The following is a 20743-nucleotide window of genomic DNA, read 5'->3' as shown; positions in this document are numbered from 1 at the left end:
CTGACTGCGGCGATACCGACCTGGACTGCTACGGGGTTGCACATGGGGTCTTGGTTACTCGGACGAAGGGTGTCTTGGCGAAGCCGTAGGCGGACTCGACGCCGCTCTCGCGGAAGCCAAGCCAGCCGAGCCATCGCCGCGTGGTGACGGCGTGGACATCGACGAAGTTGAAGATGGTGCCGAAGGTGGCCGCCCACTCGTCGCTGATCCGCCGAGCTTCTCGGAGGAACGTGCGGCGGAACGGGGGAGCCACCAGGGCGTCGGTGCCCAGCAGCCAAACCGAGGCGATACCCTCGGCGTGCTGGGTGAAGCCGAAGATGCACACGGGAGAACCGTCGTGCATCGCGGCGAAACTGCGGTCGCTCGCGGTGACTGCGTATGCGAGCGCTTGGAGCGGGGTGTGACCATGCGAAGCCGCCACCTCCAGGATGTCCTCCTGCCGCATGTTCTCGGCGACGTGGAGGATGTCGCTGGCGGTGGGGCTTCGATAGGTCAGGGTCATACTCGGCTGCGGGAGACGAACATGCCGCGCCACTGTGCTGACTGGAACCAGCACTGGAACGGCAGGCGGTTGACGAGGTGCATGCGGACGCTGTTGGCGTCGCCCAGCACGGGGAACCGGCGAGAGCCGGAGTGGAACGTCGGGGCGCTGGTGCGGAACACCGAGTCGTTGAGGACGCGCGCGGTGTACGCACCGGAGTGCGACGCCACGTAGGTCTCGACTCGGCCGTTGCCGTGTTGCTCGACCTCCAGCTCGAAGTAAGCGCCGTCCTTGTAGGCGACCTCGATGTCACGCACCTGCGTGCGGCCCACCAGCACGGCCTGGTTCTGCCCGCCGCGAACGATGGGCTTGGTCAGCGTGAGGCGGTGCTCGTAGTCCATGCCGACGACCACGCGGCCCTCGGTGTGGTTACCGGGGAGCGCGAGGCGGGTGCGGGCGTTGTCCCAGCGCGCCTTGGTGATGTCGAGGTACGCGCCGGGGTCTTGCCAGTCGTCCGTCTTGAGGACGGTGACCGTCATGCCATCGGGCACGATGTAGGGCAGGTCGATCCAGGTCTCGTTGCCGAACTGCTGATAGGTGGGCTGCACCACCAGCATGCGGTCGAGCAGGAAGTTGTAGTCGCCCGTGGCATCCGCGTCGTGCTGGTTGAGCACCATACGGAACTTGAGCAGCTCGCAGCCGCCGCCCGGAGCTTCCGCGACGGCGTACAGCACGTCGTTGATGGCGTGCATGTGGACGATGCGGCCGACGCCGGAGATTGACCAGCGCGTCCATGCGGACTGCTGCTTCTCGTCGCCAATCCAGCGGACGAAGTAGACGTAGAGCTGCGCGTCGGTCGGCTCGTCAGGAGCGAAGAACACGCAGTCGGCACCACTTGCGCTCGCCATCGCTCGCATGCGGCCCGGCATCAGCTTGGGCACATGCGCGGTCACGTCGGCGGCGTCGCCGGTCACCGACAGGTCGTCGATGAAGTATTCGCGCACGCTGGCGTATGCGCCGCTGTCCTCGGTGAAGTACAGCGACTCGCCCATCAGCTTCGGCCGGATGTACGGCGAGCTGCTGTAGCTGTTGACCGGATCGCTCTTGACGTTCTTGGCGGCCAGGTACGGCTCGGCGGTCAGGAGGAACTGGCCGCCTGCAGCGGCAAGGAACAGGGCCGACTGGAACGGGACTGCGTGGTAGAGCGTGGTGACGCCGTTCGACCCGCTGACGCTCACGTCGATGGGGTCGGCGTCGAGCACCTGGGTCACCGAAGTGCGCCAGAGGTTGAACGGATCGGAGACCTCGGACATCAGCACGTTCTCCCCGGCCAGGAAGCCCAGGCGGTCCCGGTGCTTGAACACCTCGCGGATGCGCTGACCGTCGATGGACGGGAACGGGTTGCTTTGCTCGTCACCCGCGAGGCGCGCGGTCCACTCAGGTCCACCGAAGGAGAACCAAAAGCCGTCCGCATGCACCGGATCAGGGATGCGCTTGAGGATGTGCGGCATCGTCTTGGCATCGAAGCGGTGCTTGATGCCTGGCCGGGCGACCTCCAGGTAGACCGAGGAGGACTGCTTCTGGACGTAGTAGTCGTCGAACTGCGATTCGGACGAGCCGATGATGTTGTAGACCGCGCCGGTCGGCACAACGGCCGAGCCTTTGTCACCGGGCTTCGGCAGGTCGGACATCGTTTGCGCCGATCCGTACAGCGAACCGGGCGACAGCTCATCGCTCTGCTTCACGTCTACCAGCCGGTTGACGATGAAGGTGGTGTCGGAGAACGTCGCCAGCGCGAAGCACGACCACGCACGCTGTCCCTGGGTGTCCAGGTAGTTGAGCGCGTCGCCCGTGGCGTTGACGGTGTATTCCTTGCCGGTCTCGTGGTCGAACACGCGGATGCTGCGGTGACCCACGGCGACGATGTAGCGCTCGTTCTCATCGCGGACGATGGAGTGGAAGGCGCAGTCGTGATCGAGGGTTACGCCAAGGCCAGCAACGAACTCGGCGGGCGGGCGCTTGCCAGCGCCCATTGCGGCATGCAGCCAGGCGTTGATCGCCTTCGTGAGCTGGTTCGGCGAGCGGACGGTATCGTCCTGCTGCGACTCGCCTCCCAGGAACGAGGGATAGTCCCCCGTGATTAGCGGCATCAGCGGTCCCAAATATCAGACACGTCCGTCGAGCCACTGAGGAAGTTGTGGCCGCGGGCGTAGGTGAAGTCGGCGTGCTCCTGCGCGAAGATGAGGTATGCCTCCTCCTCGTGCTTCTCAGTGAACACGTAGAGCTGGTCGCTACCCAGCACGCTCGTCTGGAACAGACGCGCAGCGCGCACGGCGATGTAGCGGCGGGCCGACTCGGGCAGCTCCTCGTAGGCGAGGAACCAGGTCACGAAGTCGGCGGTGGGTGCCGACGAGAACGTGTCGGCGAGGGTGAGCGGGTTGATGAGGCGCGTGCCTCGGATCACCAGCGGCTCGCTTCCGCGTGCGGGGACGAGCTTGAGGATCGACTGCGGCGGCAGCACCTTGCCTTCCGCGTTGAGCGTGAAGGTGAACGACTCGCTGGTGTTGAACCACCAGCCAGCGGTTTGGACCTCGCGGCTCACCGCGCGGAGGGTGTCGCGCGCCTGCGAGGCGTACAGGTTGCCGAGCGCTTCGAGGTCGCTGATCGGCGCTTCGCCGATAGCACCGAGCAGCACATTGACAGCTTCGAGTTCCGTGGTCGGAGTGAGTTCGAGGTTCATGGATTCGGGGCAAAAAAACGGGGGACACCCATGTGGATGTCCCCCGTAGATGGAGAGAGATTGAAGCGCCGCGGGATTTGCCCAACGGCGCTGTGTTGCTTACGGGGCCTTCGACAGCTCGATGGCACCGCGCGGAGCCAGGATGCCGTGACCCAGCGCGTACTTCGCCAGCATCAGGGTGCCCTGCTTCTCGCCCTGGTACACGTCCTCCAGGGACAGGTCCAGCAGCTTGAGGGTGCCGACCGCCGAGCGGTGGAAGATCACGCCAACGGTGTCCGCGAAGTTGCCGCGGTACTTGGCCGGGATCGAGGCCAGGGACGACTCATCGACACGCGGCATCGCGTTGATCTTCACCAGCGGGATGCGGGCGACCGAGGAAATGATCGCCTGGCCGTAGGAGCCGTTCGATTCCGCGTTGATGTCGCGGTCGATCAAGTCCTTGTTCTCGGTCAGCAGATACCACTGAGCCGGGGCCAGTGCGCCAGTGAACTCCTGCGGGTTGTCCGGCAGCAGCTTCTCGTCGAACAGCATGCGGGCGTTGCGGAACGCATCGGCCAGCACGGTCGGATCAGAGGCCATCGTGGCGGCCTTGATGATGGCACCACCCGGCTGGCCTTCGACCTTGCCTTCGGTGGTACGAGCGGCCAGGATCGCGCAGCGCAGCTCGTTCTGCATGCGCTTGAGCGCCAGCTCCGCACCCTGCTGACGGGTGTACTCGGAACGCACGTCGTAGTGGTTCATCGCCTCGTCGATGTTGGCGATGAAGGCGTGCGAGATCAGCATCGGATCGAGGGTGATGATGGTCTCGTTGTGCTCGACCACCAAGCCCTTGATCTCGGTGCCCGGCACATGGTACTCGGAGCCGATGGTGCCGACGTTCGGGAACGAGGCGGACTTGCCGCTCTCGATATTGCGCACCGACACGCGGCCGTCCAGCTTGTAGTTCTCGACGAAGCTGGTGATGGTTTCAGCAGTGTAGTTCTGCTTGAACAGCGCCCAGGCGTCGCCGTTGGCCTGGGCTTGACCCAGGCGGGAGGGGATTGCGTCCGACATTTAGTCCTTGCTTGAGGTTGAGTGGATTACTTGAACAGCGGCGACACGGCCAGGCGGGCGGAGACTTCCGCGCGGTAAGCCGGATCACGGTGGTAGCGCACATCGCGCATCGCTTCGACGACCTGCGCCTGCGACTGGAACGGCTTGGGACCAGCATCGGCGTTCGCCGCGGTCTTGCCGTTCAGAAGGCGGCCGTTGCCGCCACGGAGGGCGACGAGGCCCTGGACTGCCAGCGCTGCGCGGCCGGCGTCGCCGGACTGCACCGCTTCGTTGAACGCCCGCTTCTGCTCGGCGCTCAGGTTGGTCTTGGCCCACTGGACCAGGCCGTCGTAACCGGCCTTGCCACCTGCTGGCGAGTAGACGGCGTTCTCGTAGGTCTGCACGCGAGCGCGCAGGCCATCGACGTACACGTCCACCAGCTCCTTCGGATAGCCCGCATCCTGGAGCTTCTTGTAGCTCTCCTCGGACAGCGAGCCGTTCGAGTTGAACTCGGTGGCGAAGTCGTCCAGGTTCAGGCCAGCCCGCGCCAAGGCGTCACGCGCATCATCCGCGGTGGCGTCGTCGATGGTCGCGGGGCCGCCCTTGCCACCCTTGTCGTCGGCTGGCGTGCTCAGTTCTGCGTAGGCGGCTTCCAGCTCCTCCACGGTCTTGTACTTGCCGCCGAACAGGCGCTCGCCATCGGTGCCACCCTGCGCGCCCGTTGCGGGCTGCTGGGTGTCCTGGGAGTTCTGCGGCGGCTGCTGACCTGGGGTCGGCTGGCCGTTGATGCCGTCAAGGCTGACGATCACTTCGGACTTGCCCGGCTGCGACATTACTTGTCCTCGGGCTTGTAGTTGACGATGACCAGGCCGTTCGTCTTGCGGGTGATCTCGGCCTTGCCCTTACGCTCGACGCTCGGAGCCTTCGGGGCTTCCTTGGTCGGCTTGGCGGGCTTCTCGGTGGGTTCGTTCGACATTGCGTCCTTCTCGGGGTTACGGGGTTTGGGTCATCGCTGAGGCGATATTCGGAGCGGCACGGACCATCGCCTCCTGCGCCGAGGCGTCCTGCTGCTCGGCAGCAAGCTCGTCGTCGGAGCGGATCAGGCCCTTGGTGGAAATGTCGGAAGCGGCGGCCAGTCGGGAGATCGCCTCGCCACTGTTGAGGCGGCGTGCCTTCTCCTCTGCGCCGACAAGCGCATCCACTGCCTGACCGAACTCGATCAGCTTGTTCAGGTCGTGACCGCGGCCGAGGGCGGCGATGCCAACGGTGATGCGCGGCTTGATGAGTTCCTGCGGCAGCTCGGGCAGGCGACCCTGCTTCTGGAGCTTGTGAAGGCGGCGGCGGATCAGCGGCAGCAAGAGCTGCTCGCCCGACATCGCCATGAAGCCGCTGAGGGCGTCGTCGAGTTCCTGGGTGAGCACCCGGATTTCGTAGGCGGTCACACGCTCGCCGGGGCGCTGCACGGCGGACTTCACGCCGAAGATCAGCTCCAGCGAGTTCGCCAGCCCTTCGGCCTCCTGACGCACGAAGTTCAGGTCGTAGGCTTTCTGGAGCTGGAGCGTGGTCACGTCGCTGGCCTCGCCACGCAGCACCGCGCCGGATTCGGCCTCGGTGAGCTGGCGCTCGCGGATCGTCGAGGTCGGCTTGAGGAACATGATGATCTTCGCCAGCGCGGCGGCACCCTTGCGGATTGCCTTGCGCAGCGCCTCCAGCGACTCGAACGCGCCCACGTAGTCGTAGACCAAGCCCTCGCCGTAGTCGTCCACGAGGGACGGCGGGGCGCACAGGGGAATCCACGGGCAGGCGTCGATGGGGTAGGTGCCCACGGTTTCGGGGACTTCGACGCCCTCGACCTCCTGGACCACTTCCCACTGCTTGCCATCTTCCGAGCGACGCACCCAGGTGTAGAGGTTCACGTCGTCGTTCTTGGTCTTTTCGTCGCGTTCCTGGGCGAGCTTCTGCATCACCGCCGCGCGGATCGAGTCCGGCAGCATGGCCGGGGCGATCTTGTCGAGCGTGATGATCTCCAGAACGTTGCCCAGGCCATCGCGGTCGGTCACGTAGGAGGTCAGCGGGTACAGCTTCGGCTTGCCCTCGTCGGGGTCGTAGAGCAGGAAGTTGCCGAGGACGATGGCGTGCTTGGCTGCCTCGCTGAGGACCGGGCGGACGCCGCTGGTCTCCAGGTCGTTGACGATGACCCGCTCCACGTCCACCAGCGCGGCCTCCAGCTCGGAGGTCTCCACGCCAGCCTGCTCGGCGATGTTCTCGGCGACGGCCTGGTCAGGCGCGAGCTTGAATACCGAGGCGTTCGGTGGGAGCCAGGCCAGCACGATCTTCGAGGCCAGGGCGTTGACGCACTTCGGGCCGGTGTCGATATAGGCGGAACCGGGGGTGCGCGATTTCGCGCCCTCGTCCACCCACAGGCGGGGCAGGGTGACCTTGGCGCAGCGCTTGGCGCGCGTCTCGGCTTCTTTGCGGTTGGACTTGAGATCGCCGTAGCGCTTCGCGGCCGTCTGCTTCTCGGCCGAGGTCTGCTTGGCGTCAGCCATTCGGAATGGTCAGTCCTTGGTACTGCGTTGCGTTGTTCAGGTCCAGGCGGACCTTGGATTTACGCCGCTGATCGGCCGCGTGGCCGGTCGGCTGGGTGTCCTGGCGGGTCAGCAGGATCGGGTCTTTCTCCTGCTGGTCCGGCATGTTGGGCTTGCTGCACATGGTTAGCGGGCGCGGTGATCCATCTGCTCGACCTTCCGCAGCGCCTTGAGCCGCAGGATCAGGCGACGCTCGCCCTGCCGGAGCAGGAACTCCTCCTTCGGCTGGGCGGGGTCGTAGATCACTTCGGGGTGCAGTTCGTCCAGGAGGTCGATCAGGTCGTAGGAGTGCAGAGGGATTTGCATAGAACTCCTGGGTTATGAATAGGTGGGGAAACTGTCGTTTCCCCCGATGATGACCACTAAACCCTTAGAGTCGGGCCAGCGATTCCGCGACCATCCGCAGGCGGTGGATCGGGCCGTTGTTGTCGATCACGGTGTCGATCAGGTCGCCGTGGACGCCTGCCTCGGAGGCATGCGCCGAGACCGGGGCCGCGCTGTCGCGGAGCACCTGGACCACCTGGCCGCCCCACTCACGGATGAACTGCGCCTCGTTGTCGAAGCGAACGTCCGACACCACGACGCCAGCAGCGCCGTCGCGGCGGGCCTGACGGATCTTCTGCGCGACCACCTTGACCCACAGGTCGCGGTCGATCATTTCGCGGCCCCACTCGGTGCCCACGGTCTGCATCAGGCGGCGCGGGGTCTGCCCGTTGAGCCAGTCGAGCGGCTCCTCCTTGAGCGGGCCGTCCTCCATCGCGGACACCGGCAGGCCGGTGATGTCCGCCACGAAGGCGCGGATCGGGGCCGCGAAGGACAGCTTCACGAAGCCGTGGTCGCTGACCAGGAACTCGGCCAGGGTGTCTTTGCCGCTACGGGCGCGGCCGGTGATTCCGATGATCTTCATGGGGACTCCAGAAAAGGAAAGGCCCGCACGAGGCGGGCCGGAGGGCGATGTTGCTGAGATTGGATAAGTTTGTTCATCTTTCGCACATTGCCGATTCCCTGACGTGCGTCCGTTCGGACATAATCGCCACGGCACCGGAATGCCGGGGTCACAACCAACAAGGAGAAAAGCAAATGGCTGACGAAAAGCGTCGCGTCGAGATCAAGTACGTCCACAAGACCGAGAAGGGGACATTCGTCGAGTGGGGCCGCGACGTCACCTACGACGAGGGCAACAACGCAATTCCTGTAACCCGCGCTATCGTTGAGTTGGATAACGGTCAGGTGATCCTCGCCGAGCCGCCGCAGATTTGCTTCTTGGACCGGAAGTAACCGGGGGCGACCACAGCCTCACTGTTCGATTGGAGGGGCTGTAGTCGCCGTAGCGCAGGATGCGCGCGAGGCGCGCCTGCACCAAGGCGTCATGCTCCGTCAGCGGCTCGGTGCCGCTGCGGGGGATGCGGGTGGTGTAGGTGGTGACGACGGTGTTCCACAGCGCGCCGAGGTGCTCCTCGACGGACGAATCGCGGTACGCCTCGTGGATTGGCATGAGCAGCTCGTCCGCGCCCTTGTGGCCGATGCCGGGGAAGCCGGGGTAGTTGTCCACCTGGTCGCCCGTGAGCACCTGCTTCATCCAGAACAGGTCAGCGTCGTGAGCCGAGATCGGCCGGACGCCAACGTCGGGACGGTTGGGGTTGTAGAGACGGATGCCGGGGATCGTCTGCATGTCCTTGTCGATGGACACGACGATGCGGCTGCCTGGCGCGCGCTTCGGATTCGGGTGCGAGGCCAGCAGGCCAAGCACGTCGTCACCTTCCAGGTTCTCGATCTCCACGATCTTGTCGCCGAACTCGTCGTATACGAACTCGTCGAGCACGTACCACAGGGCAGGCTTGTCCTTGCTGGCACGGTTGAGCTTGTAGGTCGGGTCGATGTCCTTGCGGAAGTTGTGTTTCTTGCAGGACAGGGCCAGCAGGTAATCACGCGCGCCGAACTTCTCGACGATCTCGTCGATGTAGTCCTCCAGCTTCGCCTTCGCGCGCTCGGGCTGGATCGCTTCGACCTTGTTGCCGTCGCCGTTCCAGTCGATGTTCGCGGTGTTCGAGAACGCGAGCTGGTAGCGCAGCACGTCGGCGTCGATCAGCAGCAGGGGGCCGCGCTTGTTCATCGGCGGCTCACCCACTCGTTGCACGTCCCCATCTTCTTCACGGCGAATCCGCCCTTGCTGCAACGCAGACGGGATTCATGGGTGTACGTTCCGTATGCCGTCTCCTCCTCACGCACCTGCGAGCTATAGAAGGCGCAGTTCCTACACACGGTGGGTGTGTGCTTGGGGGTATACCCTTGAGCCTCTCGGGCTTCGGCCTGGCGACTCATGCGTCCACCCACTGCCATCCCAGGAACGCCAGCGCGAACCAGCGGTGCAGCCAGTTCGGACGCTCCCCGACCTGCACGAAGAAGTTGCCGCCGATGGCCCAGGAACCGGCCGCCTGCGGTGGCCGATAGGTGACGTAGGAAGTCACGGCCGCTCCTCCGGGTGGCGCTCGTACCACGCCTGTAGCTCGGCGGCGTAGCGCTTCATTCCGGCCTGGTACTCCGGGCCGTCGCCGAGCGGGTACTCATGCTCGTCGCACACGAAGTCGGTGGTCGGGATGGTGTACGGAATCTGCGTGCAGGAGTTCCCCGCACACATCGACTGCCACGTGATGATGTAGGAGTACTCGCTGTGCCCTTTCAGGCACGAGCCAAAGTCCTCGCGCGGCGGCCAGGGCTTCATGTCGCACGCAGCGAGGCCAGCGCACAGCGCCAAGATCAGAAGTGCGCGCTTCATGCCATGCTCTCGTGGATGCCGACGACGCAGTTGCGGCCGACTTGGCGGATGACGTAGGTGTGGACCTTGGCAAGCACGCGGTCGGGCGTGATTTCACCCTGCCGCCACATTTCCAGCTCGGGCGCCTCAGCGACGCGGAAGCAGCCAGAGCAATCACGGACGAGGTGCTTCTGCCCGTCAGCGGGACCGCCGACAAGGTGAAGGGTGTAGGGACGGGTCACTTTCGGTTCTCCTTGAGGACTTCCAGGGCGCTCGCCTTGTCGGCGTTGCAGCGCAGGAGGCCGTCCTCGGCGTTGCCGCCGAAGCGGTAGAGGTCGTAGGTGGTGGTGGTCGGGTCAGCCATCACGGCGTCGAGTGAGGAGTGCGTGCCCTCAATGACGGTCGGCTGGAGGAACTGCTCCGGCACGACTTTCGAGGTGCGCGCGGCGCAGCTCGTCAGGAATGCGGCGAGACAGGTAATCGCCAGTTTCCGGGTCAGCATTTGCTGCAATCTCCACAGAGCGGTGGGTGGTGGCGCGGGCGTTCCGCAGCGCTGCATCGAAGGCAGAGCGGCGCACGGCTTCGCGGTTGAGGGTCTCGACGGTCTGCTTGAGGTCGGCCAGTTCCTTTGCCGACTCCTCCAGCTCCGTCACGCGCTGGGCCATTGCGGTGTACTTCCAGGCTGCGAAGCCGCCAGCCGCGAGCGCGGCAACGACCAGCAGCGCCGCGAGGGCGCGCAGGATGTTGGTTGGGTTCATCGGTTCTCTTGGACGTAACAGGCGACTCGCAGAAGCTCCGAGGGAGTCGCGTCGGACTTGATCTGATTCGCGCGTGCGGAGATCACGCGCACGTTGCCCCGGACGTAGCCGAGGTCAGGTTCGATGCGGTCGAGCGTGGGTGAGTTGGGGCCTTGGGCCTTGCGCCCGACAGCGCGATACAGCGGGATGCCCAGCGCCGGGCAGAAGTCGGGGACCACGATGTCGTCCGACGTGAGGTCGAACGGCAGTCCCTTCCTTGCTGCCCGGCGTTTCGCTTGGCGCACCAGGGCGAGTGCAATGTCCCGCTTGCCGCGGGTCAGTGCGTCTCGGCCCAATTCCTTCCGATCTTGAACTCGCCATCGAGTGGACAGCGGAAGCCGAAGTAATCGCCAGCCTTGCGGATGGCAGCCTGGGCGGTCTTGCCCACAAACTCGGCCTTGTCCTCGTCCACTTCGATCTGCCACTCGTCATGGACGTTGGCGAGGAACTCGTAGTGGACGCCCGGCACCAACCCTGCGGCTTGCAGGTCGGCGTCGAGGATCACCAGGGCTTTCTTCATCACCAGCGCACCGGCCGACTGGAGCAGGGTGTTGAGCGCGGCGTGGTCGCTGCGGATGTGCAGCTTCCGGCCGTCGAGACCGATCAGGTATCCCTTCTCGGCCGCGCGCTTCTTGACCCCGCGTACCAGCTTCTCCAGCGCAGGCAGCCCGGCCAGGAACTTCGAGCGGAGCTTCGCCCCGGCCTGGCGACCCTTACCCACGATGGAGCCGAGCTTCGCGTCGCCTGCCCCGTAGAGGAAGGCGTAGATGAAGGTCTTGGCGTTGTCGCGGGTGGGCAGTCCTGCCGCCGATTGGTTGACGGAGTGGATGTCTCCTTCGAGGATGACCTTGGCGTACTCGCCGCCGTCGTGCTTTGCCATGAAGTGCGCCAGGCAGCGCAGCTCCAATCCCGAGGCGTCCGCGCCGACCTGGAGCTTCCCTGTTGGGACGCAGAACAACGAGCGGCACTCGAATCCGTAGCCGCCTTCCTGACCTTTGAGGATTCCCTTCTCCTTCGAGTGCTGGACCTTCGGCACCTGAGCGATGTTCGGCTTCGAGTGCGTCATGCGGCCGGTCACCGCTGCGTTCTGATTCACGCTGCCGTGGATGCGGCCGTCCTTCTTGATGGCCTTGAGCCACGCCTCGTCGCCTTCGGCGAGCTGGCCGAGGCGCTTGTTGACGATGAAGTGCTCCAGCAGGAGCGGGATGATCGGGAACTTGAGCGCGCCCAGGACTTCTTCGTCGATCTTCGGCTGGCCCTTCTCGGTGAACTCCTGGGGCTGCCAGCCGTACATTGCAGTCAAGCGGTCAGCGATGTGCTGGCGGCTTGCCGGGTTGAACACCACGTCCTTGTAGGTCGTGACCTCCACGCCCTTGACGTAACCGCGGCGCTTGTCGTCGCGCTTCGGTACGAACTTGCGCTTCACCACCTTCCACGGCGGAATGACCTTGCGCAACTCGGCCTCCAGCGCAGTGCGCCGGGACACGAGGATGCACTCCAGCTCACGCGCCTTCTCCTGATCGAACAGGTAGCCGTAGCGCTGCTGACGCGAGAGGATCGGCGCGACGGCCTGCTCCAGCTCGATGGCCTCGGTAGGGAGGCCCTTGCTCATCAGCAACGCGAACAGCGCTTGCGTGACCGCAACGTCCTGGTCGCAGTAGTCGTCCATTTCCTGAGACCACTGTGCCCAGGGATCGAGGCCGCGTGCGGCCATCTGCGCCGCGTAGTCGCCTTTCCAGCGACCGAGGCGGTAGCCCCACGCTTCGAGTGCGTGGCGGCCAATCAGCTTGCCCGGCAACACCGGGTTCGCTCCCTGCTTCTTGCGGGCCTTGAAGTCGCGGTCCTTGAGGTCCGGGTAGACCAGCGTGGACATCAGCAGCGTGTCGAAGTACGCCTGGACCTTGAAGTCCGGGAACACCTTGGCGATGGCCGGAATGTCGAATCCGGCGATGTTGTGGCCGACAACGCGCTTGGCCTTCTTGAGCCTCTCGACCGCCTGACGGACTGTCATTTCGCCCGTGCCGTGATCGTTGGCGGACAGGATGGGACCGCGCGGTGCGCCGGTCTCATCTACCTCTTGGAGGGAAATGCAGTGGATCGTGTCAAGTTCGTCGAGGAGGCCATTGGTCTCGCAGTCGAATACGAGGATCAACGGCGGTCCTCCTTACGGGTAGCCGTGGTTGGTTACGGGGATTGCGCGGACGCGGCGACGGGCGCGGAGGATGTACTCCGGCTCGGGGGCCTTCGGCGGCGTGCGGACGCCCTGCGGCGCGTGGCCGGGGAAGTCGTCGTCCTCGAACAGTTCGTCCTGCTCGGGCTGGTCGGGATGCAGCGTGTAGCCGTAGTCCTCGACGTAGTGCGTGATGCGGCGGATGGTGCGCTCGGTGCCGTTGTTGTTCAGCACGAAAAGCAGCTTCTCCGATGCGTCGGCAACCGCGCCTTCGAGGGATACGACCACCACCTCGTCGGTGCTGGGTTCGTAGATGGCGACATGGGCGCAGCACCGCAGATCGAACCGGGCGCAGTGCTCGTGCTGCGTGCCGAACTCGAAGCCGATCAGGCTCACGAGGTGACCCTCGGGCGAGCGGAAGTTGCGGATGCCGTTTGGGGCGGCCTCGCTGGTCCAGTCGCTGCGGCCGCTCAGGTACGCGGCCACGTAGGTGTAGCTCGCAAGTGACACGAAGAAGCAGTCGATGTCCTTGATTTCGGTCCCGTCGTAGAACGCGCGCAGGCTTCCGCCACCCAGGATCACCAGGTGGCGGACTTCGGCCGGCAACACGTCGAACAGGGACCGAGCGTGTTGCTCGGCAGTCATGGTTGGTCCCTTAGCGGATCAGGTTGGTGAAGCGCTCGGCGACGCGCAGGGCGCGCTCGGCTTCTTCCTCGTGCTCGTCGGCCTGCGAGTGCAGGACATCGGCCTTGTCGCGCAGCGTCGAGGCGGTGGCGATGCGGTCGGCGCTGATCTTGAACAGCTTGTCCACCTGGCCCTCCAGCACCTTCACCACGTCGGTCACGGTGTCCTTGCGGAACGGAGCGGTCAGCAGGTCGATTGCGATGGCGACGATCTCTTTCATTGGGGTAGTTCCTCGGCTTTGATGTGGATGACCACGCGCCGCCCAGGCTTGCCGTACATGACACGGCAGGCTTGGTCGGAGCGCGGGAGTTGGTAGGGGAGAACGAGGCTCTCAGCGAAGGAGAGCGGCGCATCAGATGGGATGAAGCCGACGACCGAGCGGCCGTCAGTAGTCGGAGGTGGATACATCGGATGACTCGTCGGCGAAGTCGCCGTATTCGCCCGGAGCATCTGCATTGAGCAGACGGCCGGATGCGTGGTCGTAGCTGTAGTAGAGAACCTGGCCGTTCGACTGGCCGGTGAAGCGATCCTTGAGGACGCGGAAGGTCGTGCAGTTGCGCTCGGCCTCGTTCTCGGCCTGCGTGTTGCGCTCCAGCCCGAACGCAAAGTGCGTCCAGAAGCCAATCGCGCGGCTGCCCTTGAAGTGACGGAGCATCACGCGCCCGCCTTCCTCGTGGGGCTTGCCTTCCGGCGTGGCGAGGTGCGAGACCAGGTAGATGCAGATGAGGTGGCGCTGCGCGAACTGCGCGATCTTCGCCATCGTGTCCTCCAGCATCTTCCGCTCGTCCTCGGCACCGGCCGCAAACGACGTGAGGTTGTCGAGGACGATGTGCTTGACGCCCTCGGCGACGACCATGTGGGCCATCTTGGCTTCGATCACGTCCCACTCGGACGAGCCGAAGTGGTCGTAGATGAACACCTGGCCCTTGTCGAGAATCTCGAACGCGGCTTCCAGTTCCTCCTGCGTCCAGCTTCCATCGGGGACGTGGAATCGGCGGCCTGCGACCTTGCCTGCCATGCGCTTCGCCGTCTCGACCGGCTGCTGCTCCAGGAAGAACAGGCCAACGAGGTCGCCGGTTTCCTGCGCGATGAAGGCTGCTTCCTCCATCAGCCAGTCGGTCTTGCCGATGCCGGTGCCCGCGCCGAAGGTGTAGACCTCGCCGTACCGCTTGCCGTAGGTCAGCGCGGTGAGGCGCGGGTCGTGCCAAGGCATGCCCATCGAGACCGGCTTGAGTGCCTTCTCCTTGAGGGAGCCGAACGTCACCACGCCATCGGGGCGCTTGGTCTGCGCTTCGTAGATGGCGCGAGTGATCGCCTCGGCATCGCCACGCTGGAGCAGCTCGTTCGGGTCTTTCGCCGGGAGCTGTGCGATCTTGGCCTTGCCGGGAGTCAGCAGCAGCGCCACTTCCTGCGCGGCGGCCTGGCCCGGTTCGTCCATATCGAACATGAGCACAACCTCGTCGAAGCCGTTGACCCACTCCAGCTCGCGCTTGATGGACTTGGCCGCGCCTTGCGCCCCGTTCGGGACGGACACCACCGGCCAGCGGAGGCCGAGTGCCTGCGCCACGGAGAGCGCGTCGATCTCGCCTTCGGTGATGACGAGGCGTCGCCCCGGTTCGTAGAGGTGCTGGCCGAACAGCCCGCACGCCTTCGAGTCGCCGATGAACGAGAACTTCTTGTCGGGGTAGCGGAGCTTCTGCGCGACGATGCCGCCATCGCGCTTGTAGTTGGCGATCTGCACGGTCTTGCCGTGCTTGTCCTTGCCGATCCAGTAGCCGTACTTACGGCATGCTTCCTCAGTGATACCGCGCTTCGCCAGGGCTTGCGGTTCACCCTTCGCAAAGTCGCTCATGGTTTTCCTGCTGGTGGGTTGAGAGACCTCCTCGCCTTCGGCTGGCTCGTAGTGACCGCAGCCGAAGCAGTAGCCGTGCCCGTCGCTGTAGCGCGCAAGGTTGTCCTTGCTGCCGCAGTTCGGGCACGGCTCTTTGTGGAGGTATTCGGAGTCAGCGCTTTGCACGCTCCACGGACCACATGCGCTTGCGGTAGGAAATGCCGAGGCGACGATTCAGCGCACCCTTGACGGTGCGGCCCAGGCCGCGGAACGGCTTGTCGGCGCGCGCCCATGCGCGCTCGAAAGCCAGGCGCATCGCGGACGGAATGACGGTGGTGGCGGTGTTGGTCATGCGTTCTTCTCCAGCAGGAACTTGGTGAATGCAGCGACTTCTTCGGTCGCATCGTTGGCGTCGAGGCCCAGCTCGTCGGTGCAGTAGTTGCGATAGAGCTGGAGCAGCGCATCGACGCGGTACTGCTTCGGAGCGCGGCGCGCTTCCAGGAGCGGAGCCTTGCTGCGGCGCTGACGGCGCGACAGGCGATAGCGCGTGTACCGCTGCCCCGAGGCGTCCTCGCAGGTCTGCGTTTCGATCTCGAAGCCAGCAGCGCGCAGCTCATCGACGCGCGAGGCGAGGCGGCGGATGCGGTAGACGCCTTCGGCCTGCCACGAGGTCAGGTGCGAGTGGCGACGCAGGTGATCCAGGACGACCTGGGTTTGCGGGGGCAGCGGTTTCACGTTGGGTTCTCCTATCGAGGGAAGTCAGGTGCCCACACGACGGGCTTGCCGTAGGCGGCGAGCAGGCGTCGCAGCGCGGCGTGTTGGGCTTCGGTGAAGTTGTCCTCGGGCTGCATGGCGTCGTTGACGCCGCCCAGGAGGCAGACTTGGTATGCGGATTGGTTGTGCTTACCGGCGAGAGCGCCGGGCTGATTCAGCGGGCGACCGTCGTAGATCGAGCCGTCACGTTCGATGACGAAGTGGACGGCGATCTTCGAGTAGCCCTGCGAGCGGTGCAGGCGTGCGAGTTCTTCGCCGGTCGTGACCTGCTCGGGGCGGGTCATGCTGGCGAGGACGAACAGCGCCTCTACCGATTCCAGAGGTTTGAGGCGCACTTAGAGTTTGTAGAGGTGGACTTCGGTGCGTGGTTCTTCGTCCGGCTGCGCCCAGCGCTTACCGGAGAGCAGCCACATGACTTGCTTGTCGTCGGCCCAATAGCCGGTGGCTTTGGTCACAACGTCCATCGGCCCCTTGGCGAGGTTGTCCACGTCGCCCTTGGGAAACGCGGCCTTCGAGGTCTTGGCGCGTTTGCATACCGCGATGATGACCACTAAAACCGGATCGGTCGGCGACAGGTCCAGGTCACCGGCCGGCAGATGCTTCTCTGCCGCTTCCTTCCAGGTCTTGTAGGTCTTGCCGTAGTAGACGCCCCAGCGCGAAACCTTTGGGCGCGAGGCGGGCACCGGGTCAAACGGGAACGTGAGGGAGGCCAAATGCTTGGCCCCCCTCGCGGTGTCCACGATGACCGACAGCGGATCAGTAGTCGCCGTCATCGCCCTCGTCGTCGGAGTCGCTGTCGTCGTCCGAGTCGTCATCGCTGTCGCTGAACGGCGCGCTGTCGGCGGCCTCGTAGCCGTCCTCCTCGCCGAAGCCGTAGTCCTTGGCGTTGCGCTGGCCGAACTCGACCAGCTCGATCACCTGGACGGCGACCATGTAGCAGGTCAGGTAGAACTTCTTGGCCGATTCGACGAACGAGCCGCCGATCTCGTAGGAGACCTTGAGTTCGCTGCCGCCGCCGATCTGCGGCGGGTTGTCGATCTTCTTGCCGCGGGCGTCGAAGATGTCCGGGCGCATGGTGAACTTCTTGCCGGTGCGCTTGCTGACGCCGCTGGCCTTCATCTTGAACTTCACCAGCACGCGGCCGGTGTCATCGCCGTTCTCGTCGGTTTCTTCGGTGAACACCGGGGCCACTTCGGCACCCTTCTTCTTCTTCGGGTTCTCGCTCAGGAACTCCTGGAACAGCTCGTCGCGCCGGGTTTCCAGCTTCTTCGCCAGGGCCTTGAAGTCCTTGTCGTTCGGGTCGAACGCCAGGCTCACGGTGTATTCGCCTTCCGGCTTGAACTTGGTGTCCGGTTCGTTCAGGCGCGGCCACACGGCGGTGCCCTTGGGGGAGACGAATCGTTCGCGCTTCTTGGTTGCCATCAGTTGTCGGTCTCGTAGTTGGTCGGGAGATAGATGCCCGCGCGCCACAGGTCAGCGGCGGCGGTCAGCGGGGTGTCGGCGGAAATGCCGAAGGCTTCGTCGATGTCGAAGCCGATGAGCGCCTCGTCGATGAAGGCGTCGGTGATCGGGTCACGCATCACGGGTAGTGCGGTTTCAGCTCGCGCTCCGCGTAGCGGCGCACGGCGTTGAGGGTGTTGACCTGCCGGTAGCGGCAGTCCTGCTCCATGCGCGAGACGACCCGCAGCACTTCCATCGGATCGAGGCCGAGCACTTCGCAGAAGTTCTTGAAGGCGCACGCCAAGCCGATCACCTGATCGGCCGGGTGGCCGAGGGACTGCACGCTGTCGATCACGACGAAAGCGCCGCGTGCGGCGCTCTCGGCAGAACGTGAGTGCAGTCCGTCGATGACGCGATCACGCACCTGCGTGCAGCTCCGTCATGCGGTGCTTGAACTCCTCGACCGTGCCGTGTTCGGCCGGGTTGTAGATGCCGAGGACCACACCGAAGTGGTCCTGGGCAACGTAGGTGTTCAGTGCGTGCTGGTAGTTGATGCTCATGTTGATGTTCTCGCTTGGGGTATCAATTGCCAAAGGGGGATGGACTAGGCAAAGAAATAGCGCGACTCCAGCACCAGGCTGAGGTCCAGGTCGCCATGCGGCGGGAGGGGTGGGAGTTTCTCTGCCGCTTCTGGCGGGAGCTGCTCGACGAGTTGCTGTCGGAAGTCGGCCAGTACGTCGCCGCTGTACTGATCGACGAACGCCTGTCGGAGTGCGGCGGCGAGGATTGCTGCCTGGCCCGCGTGCGTACCGTAGGAGTCGTGGATCATTGCGAACGACTCGATGCCGTTCTCTGCCGCGAGGCAGGTGGTCAGCATCATGTGGCTGGCGTCGCAGGAGTGAACGAAGTTCGGGCTGATCCCGAGGGTCTGCCTGCGACGGTCGAGCTTAGTACCGCCGATGTTGACCACTAAATTCACCTCGCGGCCTCCGACGTGCGGCCGGATGCGGACGCCCTCCTCCTCGCGGTACTCCTGGAGGACCGGGAAGCCAGCGGGGGTTGTCCAGCTCACCGGCAGGTCGGCCGACGAGGCGACCTTGGAGGCGTCACGGAGCCAGTCCATTGCCGCGCGGGCTGCGATCACCACCTCGCCGATGCACTCCCACAGCAGGGTCGCCAGGTACTCGGCGGTTTCCCAATCGTCCTCCATGCCCAGCTTCTTGAACTTGGAGAGCACCTGAGCACGCATGCCCGACTTCGTGACGCCGTAGGGCAGCGTCATCACCGGCTGCTTCACGATGTCGCGGGTGAGCTGGCCGTCCAGCTTGATCGCCAACGGGTCGCCGCTCTCGGCACGGGCGCGCAGCTTCTCCTGGGCCACGTCCTTCACTCGCGAATAGATGTCGGCGGGCTTCGGCTGCGGGATCAGGTTGGTGGCTGCGCCGCCCACGGAGTCGCGCAGCATGGCCGAGAAGTTCTGGAGGCCGTTGCAGGAGCCGTCGAGCGCGATGGGGAGATGGGAGACGTGATCGCGGCCGTTGAGGCTGTAGCCGAGCCACTCGAAGCACGCGGCCAGCGCGCAGAACGGGCTGTCGGCGTCCATCCAGAAGCGTTGGCCGTCCAGCGGATCGAGGGCGCTGTCGAGAATCTGCTCCTCGTGCTCGCGCACCCAGGCCACGCGCTCCTCGAACGACACCTTGTCCACGCCGAAGCAGTTGGCGACGTGGATGGCGAGCCAGTAGGCACCGTCCTCGCCGAGCGGCACGCCTTGGGCGAACGTCAGCAGGCCCTTGGCCGCATCATCACCCTGCGGGGTCAGCGTCGGTGGCAGGGGGTAGCACCGGCCGCGGAAGTCGAGGTTGTGCGGGAAGTAGATCGCGGGGTACTCGGCGAACTTCTCCGCCAAGGCGATCTTCTGCGCGGCGGCGAGGCGGGTGGACACGCTGCGCGCGTTGGCCTCGTAGACCTTGGCGCGGTCGCGCTTCCATTCCTTGAACTCGTCGGCGTGGTGCTCCTTGAAGTAGTCCGGGTCGGTCTCCAGTAGGGCAGGGCGGCTCGGCAGGTCCAGCAGCTCGCGCTCCGGCAGCCCAGCGACACCGCCGCCTGCGTTCCACAGCTCGCGCATGACCTCCAGGACGGGCACGTTCACCTTCCAGGCGGTTGCCTGGATGGCGTTGAGGGCCTGGTAGACGTTGGGCATATCGACCAGCGCCAGCTCGCGCTTGTAGGCGCGGTTGCGGGTACGCACGAGGTCAGCCCGGCCGCCGATGTCGGTCAGGTAGCCGCCGTCGCGGGGCGTGGTCCACGGACGCGGCGGGACGACCATCGGCATCAGCACCGGCTGGTACAGGGCGGCGCTGTCGTGGGCCTTGGTCAGCCAGTCGAGCACCTTCTGATTCCCGGCGATGAGCAGGTGGCGCTTGCCGCGCTCGGCCACGGTGACCAGCTCGACCAGCCCGGTCGCCTCGACGAACAGCTCGATGAGCTTCATGCCCACCAGCAGCGCGTCCTTGTCGGACAGGTAGAGGCGCTTGTCGTCCTCGGGGGCGAACTCGGCGTCGGCGATGACGTGCCGCATGACGGCGGTGGAGTGCCGGGCCGAGGTGGACTTCTTGAGCTGCTCCTGGACCACCCGGTACAGGCCGGGGTGCTTCTCGCGGAGCAGGGAGAAATTGATCTCGTTGGCGACCTCGTGGCCCAGGGTGATCGCCACGGACACCGCCTTGCGGTGATCGGCGACCAGCGCGTTGACGCAGGTGAAGCTGGTCAGATAGGCGAGGGCGTGGGGGTTCAGGTGGCGGATGAATTTGAGGGCGGCGTGGCGCTTGCCCGGCTTGCCGGTGTCGGCTTCGGCCACGAACGCCATGATCGCGGCGGCGGTGGCGTCGATGCTCTCCATGACCAGCTTGCGGCCGGGGCCGGTCTCGGCCTCCTGGCGCTGCTCCCTGATCTTCTCGTAGCGGGCAATGCCCAGGCTGGTGCTTTCCTTCTCCAGTTCGAGCTGGGCGGCGTGCAGGTCGTTCTCTTGCCAAGTCGTCATCGTTTGCCCTCGGGGGATGCAAAAGTCAAAACGGGAGGACCGCACCGGGGGCTGCCCGGTACGGTCCTGAGTGGTTCGGTTGTTGGTCCTGGGTGGACCTATGTGGAACTGTAGTAGTCCTCGGTGGTGAACAGCAATGAGTAGTTCTGAATGGTTGTCCTAGGGGGGAGGTCCGCCGAAGATGACCACTTTATTCGGCGTCACCTCGCGTCACCTGTGACGGCACTAGGCGTCACCTAGTTGTCACCCGTGATGTCACCTGTTACGATGTGCGTCTCGTAAGTGCTTGCACTTGCTGGGGTTCAAGATCAGCGGAATCAGATTGTGATTCCGGTGGTCGGGGGTTCGAATCCCCTCAGCCACCCCACTGTTTCAACCGTATCGGCGCAGCCGGAGCGGTATTGCAATAAA

General features: G+C 65.0%; 30 protein-coding genes. All 30 read right to left on the bottom strand.

Features of this window, described 5'->3' with window-relative positions; all coding sequences use genetic code 11:
• Positions 1-28 precede the first annotated feature (28 nt).
• The 30 genes from JLDANKMP_RS04550 to JLDANKMP_RS04410 all read right to left on the bottom strand — a co-directional run bounded on the left by JLDANKMP_RS04550 (position 29) and on the right by JLDANKMP_RS04410 (position 20332).
• Complete coding sequence (locus JLDANKMP_RS04550; protein WP_212560618.1) at positions 29-502, bottom strand: hypothetical protein; 474 nt, start codon at positions 500-502, stop codon at positions 29-31.
• The gene (locus JLDANKMP_RS04545; RefSeq protein WP_212560617.1) at positions 499-2643 is read right to left on the bottom strand and encodes a hypothetical protein; all 2145 of its coding nucleotides are present in this window, start codon (positions 2641-2643) and stop codon (positions 499-501) included. The genes JLDANKMP_RS04550 and JLDANKMP_RS04545 overlap by 4 nt, the downstream gene beginning before the upstream one ends.
• On the bottom strand, positions 2631-3221 hold the full coding sequence (locus JLDANKMP_RS04540) for a hypothetical protein (RefSeq protein ID WP_005412402.1): 591 nt from the start codon (positions 3219-3221) through the stop codon (positions 2631-2633). The genes JLDANKMP_RS04545 and JLDANKMP_RS04540 overlap by 13 nt, the downstream gene beginning before the upstream one ends.
• A 99-nt stretch (positions 3222-3320) precedes the next feature.
• On the bottom strand, positions 3321-4274 hold the full coding sequence (locus tag JLDANKMP_RS04535) for a capsid protein (protein ID WP_088476075.1): 954 nt from the start codon (positions 4272-4274) through the stop codon (positions 3321-3323).
• Between the two features lie 26 nt (positions 4275-4300).
• Positions 4301-5086, bottom strand: a complete 786-nt coding sequence (locus JLDANKMP_RS04530; protein WP_212560616.1) for a hypothetical protein — start codon at positions 5084-5086, stop codon at positions 4301-4303.
• Positions 5086-5229, bottom strand: coding sequence for a hypothetical protein (locus tag JLDANKMP_RS04525; protein ID WP_212560615.1), 144 nt, complete (start codon positions 5227-5229; stop codon positions 5086-5088). Before JLDANKMP_RS04525 ends, JLDANKMP_RS04530 begins: the two co-directional genes overlap by 1 nt.
• A gap of 16 nt (positions 5230-5245) precedes the next feature.
• Positions 5246-6802 (bottom strand): portal protein, encoded by a 1557-nt coding sequence (locus JLDANKMP_RS04520; protein WP_212560614.1) that lies wholly within the window; start codon positions 6800-6802, stop codon positions 5246-5248.
• Positions 6795-6947, bottom strand: coding sequence for a hypothetical protein (locus JLDANKMP_RS04515; RefSeq protein WP_005412406.1), 153 nt, complete (start codon positions 6945-6947; stop codon positions 6795-6797). Before JLDANKMP_RS04515 ends, JLDANKMP_RS04520 begins: the two co-directional genes overlap by 8 nt.
• Before the next feature lie 20 nt (positions 6948-6967).
• A complete protein-coding gene (locus tag JLDANKMP_RS04510) occupies positions 6968-7147 on the bottom strand; it encodes a hypothetical protein (protein ID WP_049434071.1) in 180 nt (59 codons plus the stop codon).
• A 64-nt stretch (positions 7148-7211) separates the two neighbouring features.
• A complete protein-coding gene (locus tag JLDANKMP_RS04505; RefSeq protein ID WP_004154581.1) occupies positions 7212-7748 on the bottom strand; it encodes an adenylate kinase in 537 nt (178 codons plus the stop codon).
• Positions 7749-8045: 297 nt separating this feature from the next.
• Positions 8046-8954, bottom strand: coding sequence for a phage exonuclease (locus JLDANKMP_RS04500; protein WP_249336782.1), 909 nt, complete (start codon positions 8952-8954; stop codon positions 8046-8048).
• Between the two features lie 205 nt (positions 8955-9159).
• Positions 9160-9309, bottom strand: coding sequence for a hypothetical protein (locus JLDANKMP_RS04495; protein WP_212560613.1), 150 nt, complete (start codon positions 9307-9309; stop codon positions 9160-9162).
• A complete protein-coding gene (locus JLDANKMP_RS04490; protein WP_212560612.1) occupies positions 9306-9617 on the bottom strand; it encodes a hypothetical protein in 312 nt (103 codons plus the stop codon). Before JLDANKMP_RS04490 ends, JLDANKMP_RS04495 begins: the two co-directional genes overlap by 4 nt.
• The gene (locus JLDANKMP_RS04485; protein WP_212560611.1) at positions 9614-9838 is read right to left on the bottom strand and encodes a hypothetical protein; all 225 of its coding nucleotides are present in this window, start codon (positions 9836-9838) and stop codon (positions 9614-9616) included. The genes JLDANKMP_RS04490 and JLDANKMP_RS04485 overlap by 4 nt, the downstream gene beginning before the upstream one ends.
• On the bottom strand, positions 9835-9960 hold the full coding sequence (locus JLDANKMP_RS22395; RefSeq protein WP_275426988.1) for a hypothetical protein: 126 nt from the start codon (positions 9958-9960) through the stop codon (positions 9835-9837). The genes JLDANKMP_RS04485 and JLDANKMP_RS22395 overlap by 4 nt, the downstream gene beginning before the upstream one ends.
• Positions 9961-9988: 28 nt before the next feature.
• A complete protein-coding gene (locus JLDANKMP_RS04480) occupies positions 9989-10354 on the bottom strand; it encodes a hypothetical protein (RefSeq protein ID WP_212560610.1) in 366 nt (121 codons plus the stop codon).
• Positions 10351-10689 (bottom strand): hypothetical protein, encoded by a 339-nt coding sequence (locus JLDANKMP_RS04475; RefSeq protein ID WP_050483582.1) that lies wholly within the window; start codon positions 10687-10689, stop codon positions 10351-10353. The genes JLDANKMP_RS04480 and JLDANKMP_RS04475 overlap by 4 nt, the downstream gene beginning before the upstream one ends.
• On the bottom strand, positions 10671-12545 hold the full coding sequence (locus tag JLDANKMP_RS04470; RefSeq protein WP_049417451.1) for a DNA polymerase: 1875 nt from the start codon (positions 12543-12545) through the stop codon (positions 10671-10673). Before JLDANKMP_RS04470 ends, JLDANKMP_RS04475 begins: the two co-directional genes overlap by 19 nt.
• A gap of 12 nt (positions 12546-12557) precedes the next feature.
• Entirely contained in the window at positions 12558-13208 is a 651-nt protein-coding gene (locus tag JLDANKMP_RS04465) for a hypothetical protein (protein WP_212560609.1), read from the bottom strand.
• Positions 13209-13218: 10 nt separating this feature from the next.
• Positions 13219-13467, bottom strand: a complete 249-nt coding sequence (locus tag JLDANKMP_RS04460) for a hypothetical protein (RefSeq protein WP_005412417.1) — start codon at positions 13465-13467, stop codon at positions 13219-13221.
• A gap of 165 nt (positions 13468-13632) precedes the next feature.
• Positions 13633-15264: a toprim domain-containing protein gene (locus tag JLDANKMP_RS04455; RefSeq protein WP_343237736.1), complete on the bottom strand. Its 1632-nt coding sequence runs from the start codon at positions 15262-15264 to the stop codon at positions 13633-13635.
• Positions 15251-15430 (bottom strand): hypothetical protein, encoded by a 180-nt coding sequence (locus tag JLDANKMP_RS04450; RefSeq protein ID WP_004154591.1) that lies wholly within the window; start codon positions 15428-15430, stop codon positions 15251-15253. The genes JLDANKMP_RS04455 and JLDANKMP_RS04450 overlap by 14 nt, the downstream gene beginning before the upstream one ends.
• A complete protein-coding gene (locus tag JLDANKMP_RS04445) occupies positions 15427-15813 on the bottom strand; it encodes a helix-turn-helix domain-containing protein (protein ID WP_004154592.1) in 387 nt (128 codons plus the stop codon). The genes JLDANKMP_RS04450 and JLDANKMP_RS04445 overlap by 4 nt, the downstream gene beginning before the upstream one ends.
• Before the next feature lie 11 nt (positions 15814-15824).
• On the bottom strand, positions 15825-16187 hold the full coding sequence (locus JLDANKMP_RS04440) for an N-acetylmuramoyl-L-alanine amidase (protein WP_004154593.1): 363 nt from the start codon (positions 16185-16187) through the stop codon (positions 15825-15827).
• Positions 16188-16625 carry a RusA family crossover junction endodeoxyribonuclease gene (locus tag JLDANKMP_RS04435; RefSeq protein ID WP_049444495.1) on the bottom strand — a complete coding sequence of 146 codons (438 nt, stop codon included), beginning with the start codon at positions 16623-16625 and terminating at the stop codon, positions 16188-16190.
• A complete protein-coding gene (locus tag JLDANKMP_RS04430) occupies positions 16609-17274 on the bottom strand; it encodes a hypothetical protein (protein ID WP_004154595.1) in 666 nt (221 codons plus the stop codon). Before JLDANKMP_RS04430 ends, JLDANKMP_RS04435 begins: the two co-directional genes overlap by 17 nt.
• Positions 17274-17432, bottom strand: a complete 159-nt coding sequence (locus JLDANKMP_RS04425) for a hypothetical protein (RefSeq protein ID WP_154267700.1) — start codon at positions 17430-17432, stop codon at positions 17274-17276. Before JLDANKMP_RS04425 ends, JLDANKMP_RS04430 begins: the two co-directional genes overlap by 1 nt.
• Complete coding sequence (locus JLDANKMP_RS04420; RefSeq protein ID WP_005412421.1) at positions 17432-17716, bottom strand: hypothetical protein; 285 nt, start codon at positions 17714-17716, stop codon at positions 17432-17434. The genes JLDANKMP_RS04425 and JLDANKMP_RS04420 overlap by 1 nt, the downstream gene beginning before the upstream one ends.
• The gene (locus JLDANKMP_RS04415) at positions 17709-17852 is read right to left on the bottom strand and encodes a hypothetical protein (protein WP_005412422.1); all 144 of its coding nucleotides are present in this window, start codon (positions 17850-17852) and stop codon (positions 17709-17711) included. The genes JLDANKMP_RS04420 and JLDANKMP_RS04415 overlap by 8 nt, the downstream gene beginning before the upstream one ends.
• Before the next feature lie 44 nt (positions 17853-17896).
• Positions 17897-20332 carry a DNA-directed RNA polymerase gene (locus JLDANKMP_RS04410; RefSeq protein ID WP_212560608.1) on the bottom strand — a complete coding sequence of 812 codons (2436 nt, stop codon included), beginning with the start codon at positions 20330-20332 and terminating at the stop codon, positions 17897-17899.
• Between the last annotated feature and the right edge of the window lie 411 nt (positions 20333-20743).

It is taken from the genome of Stenotrophomonas sp. PE591 (genome assembly GCF_018320795.1).
GTDB classification, from domain to species: domain Bacteria; phylum Pseudomonadota; class Gammaproteobacteria; order Xanthomonadales; family Xanthomonadaceae; genus Stenotrophomonas; species Stenotrophomonas maltophilia.
The sequence above is the reverse complement of the archived record's forward strand: the minus strand, read 5'-3'. Positions and strand labels throughout refer to the sequence as shown.

What these genes read in the sequence shown, in the direction of transcription:
- JLDANKMP_RS04550 (WP_212560618.1), bottom strand. Translation starts at nt 502, where the DNA reads ATGACCCTGACCTATCGAAGCCCCACCGCCAGCGACATCCTCCACGTC.
- JLDANKMP_RS04540 (WP_005412402.1), bottom strand. Translation starts at nt 3,221, where the DNA reads ATGAACCTCGAACTCACTCCGACCACGGAACTCGAAGCTGTCAATGTG.
- JLDANKMP_RS04535 (WP_088476075.1), bottom strand. Translation starts at nt 4,274, where the DNA reads ATGTCGGACGCAATCCCCTCCCGCCTGGGTCAAGCCCAGGCCAACGGC.
- JLDANKMP_RS04530 (WP_212560616.1), bottom strand. Translation starts at nt 5,086, where the DNA reads ATGTCGCAGCCGGGCAAGTCCGAAGTGATCGTCAGCCTTGACGGCATC.
- JLDANKMP_RS04525 (WP_212560615.1), bottom strand. Translation starts at nt 5,229, where the DNA reads ATGTCGAACGAACCCACCGAGAAGCCCGCCAAGCCGACCAAGGAAGCC.
- JLDANKMP_RS04520 (WP_212560614.1), bottom strand. Translation starts at nt 6,802, where the DNA reads ATGGCTGACGCCAAGCAGACCTCGGCCGAGAAGCAGACGGCCGCGAAG.
- JLDANKMP_RS04515 (WP_005412406.1), bottom strand. Translation starts at nt 6,947, where the DNA reads ATGCCGGACCAGCAGGAGAAAGACCCGATCCTGCTGACCCGCCAGGAC.
- JLDANKMP_RS04510 (WP_049434071.1), bottom strand. Translation starts at nt 7,147, where the DNA reads ATGCAAATCCCTCTGCACTCCTACGACCTGATCGACCTCCTGGACGAA.
- JLDANKMP_RS04505 (WP_004154581.1), bottom strand. Translation starts at nt 7,748, where the DNA reads ATGAAGATCATCGGAATCACCGGCCGCGCCCGTAGCGGCAAAGACACC.
- JLDANKMP_RS04500 (WP_249336782.1), bottom strand. Translation starts at nt 8,954, where the DNA reads ATGAACAAGCGCGGCCCCCTGCTGCTGATCGACGCCGACGTGCTGCGC.
- JLDANKMP_RS04490 (WP_212560612.1), bottom strand. Translation starts at nt 9,617, where the DNA reads ATGAAGCGCGCACTTCTGATCTTGGCGCTGTGCGCTGGCCTCGCTGCG.
- JLDANKMP_RS22395 (WP_275426988.1), bottom strand. Translation starts at nt 9,960, where the DNA reads ATGGCTGACCCGACCACCACCACCTACGACCTCTACCGCTTCGGCGGC.
- JLDANKMP_RS04480 (WP_212560610.1), bottom strand. Translation starts at nt 10,354, where the DNA reads ATGAACCCAACCAACATCCTGCGCGCCCTCGCGGCGCTGCTGGTCGTT.
- JLDANKMP_RS04465 (WP_212560609.1), bottom strand. Translation starts at nt 13,208, where the DNA reads ATGACTGCCGAGCAACACGCTCGGTCCCTGTTCGACGTGTTGCCGGCC.
- JLDANKMP_RS04460 (WP_005412417.1), bottom strand. Translation starts at nt 13,467, where the DNA reads ATGAAAGAGATCGTCGCCATCGCAATCGACCTGCTGACCGCTCCGTTC.
- JLDANKMP_RS04450 (WP_004154591.1), bottom strand. Translation starts at nt 15,430, where the DNA reads ATGACCAACACCGCCACCACCGTCATTCCGTCCGCGATGCGCCTGGCT.
- JLDANKMP_RS04435 (WP_049444495.1), bottom strand. Translation starts at nt 16,625, where the DNA reads ATGACGGCGACTACTGATCCGCTGTCGGTCATCGTGGACACCGCGAGG.
- JLDANKMP_RS04430 (WP_004154595.1), bottom strand. Translation starts at nt 17,274, where the DNA reads ATGGCAACCAAGAAGCGCGAACGATTCGTCTCCCCCAAGGGCACCGCC.
- JLDANKMP_RS04425 (WP_154267700.1), bottom strand. Translation starts at nt 17,432, where the DNA reads ATGCGTGACCCGATCACCGACGCCTTCATCGACGAGGCGCTCATCGGC.
- JLDANKMP_RS04415 (WP_005412422.1), bottom strand. Translation starts at nt 17,852, where the DNA reads ATGAGCATCAACTACCAGCACGCACTGAACACCTACGTTGCCCAGGAC.
- JLDANKMP_RS04410 (WP_212560608.1), bottom strand. Translation starts at nt 20,332, where the DNA reads ATGACGACTTGGCAAGAGAACGACCTGCACGCCGCCCAGCTCGAACTG.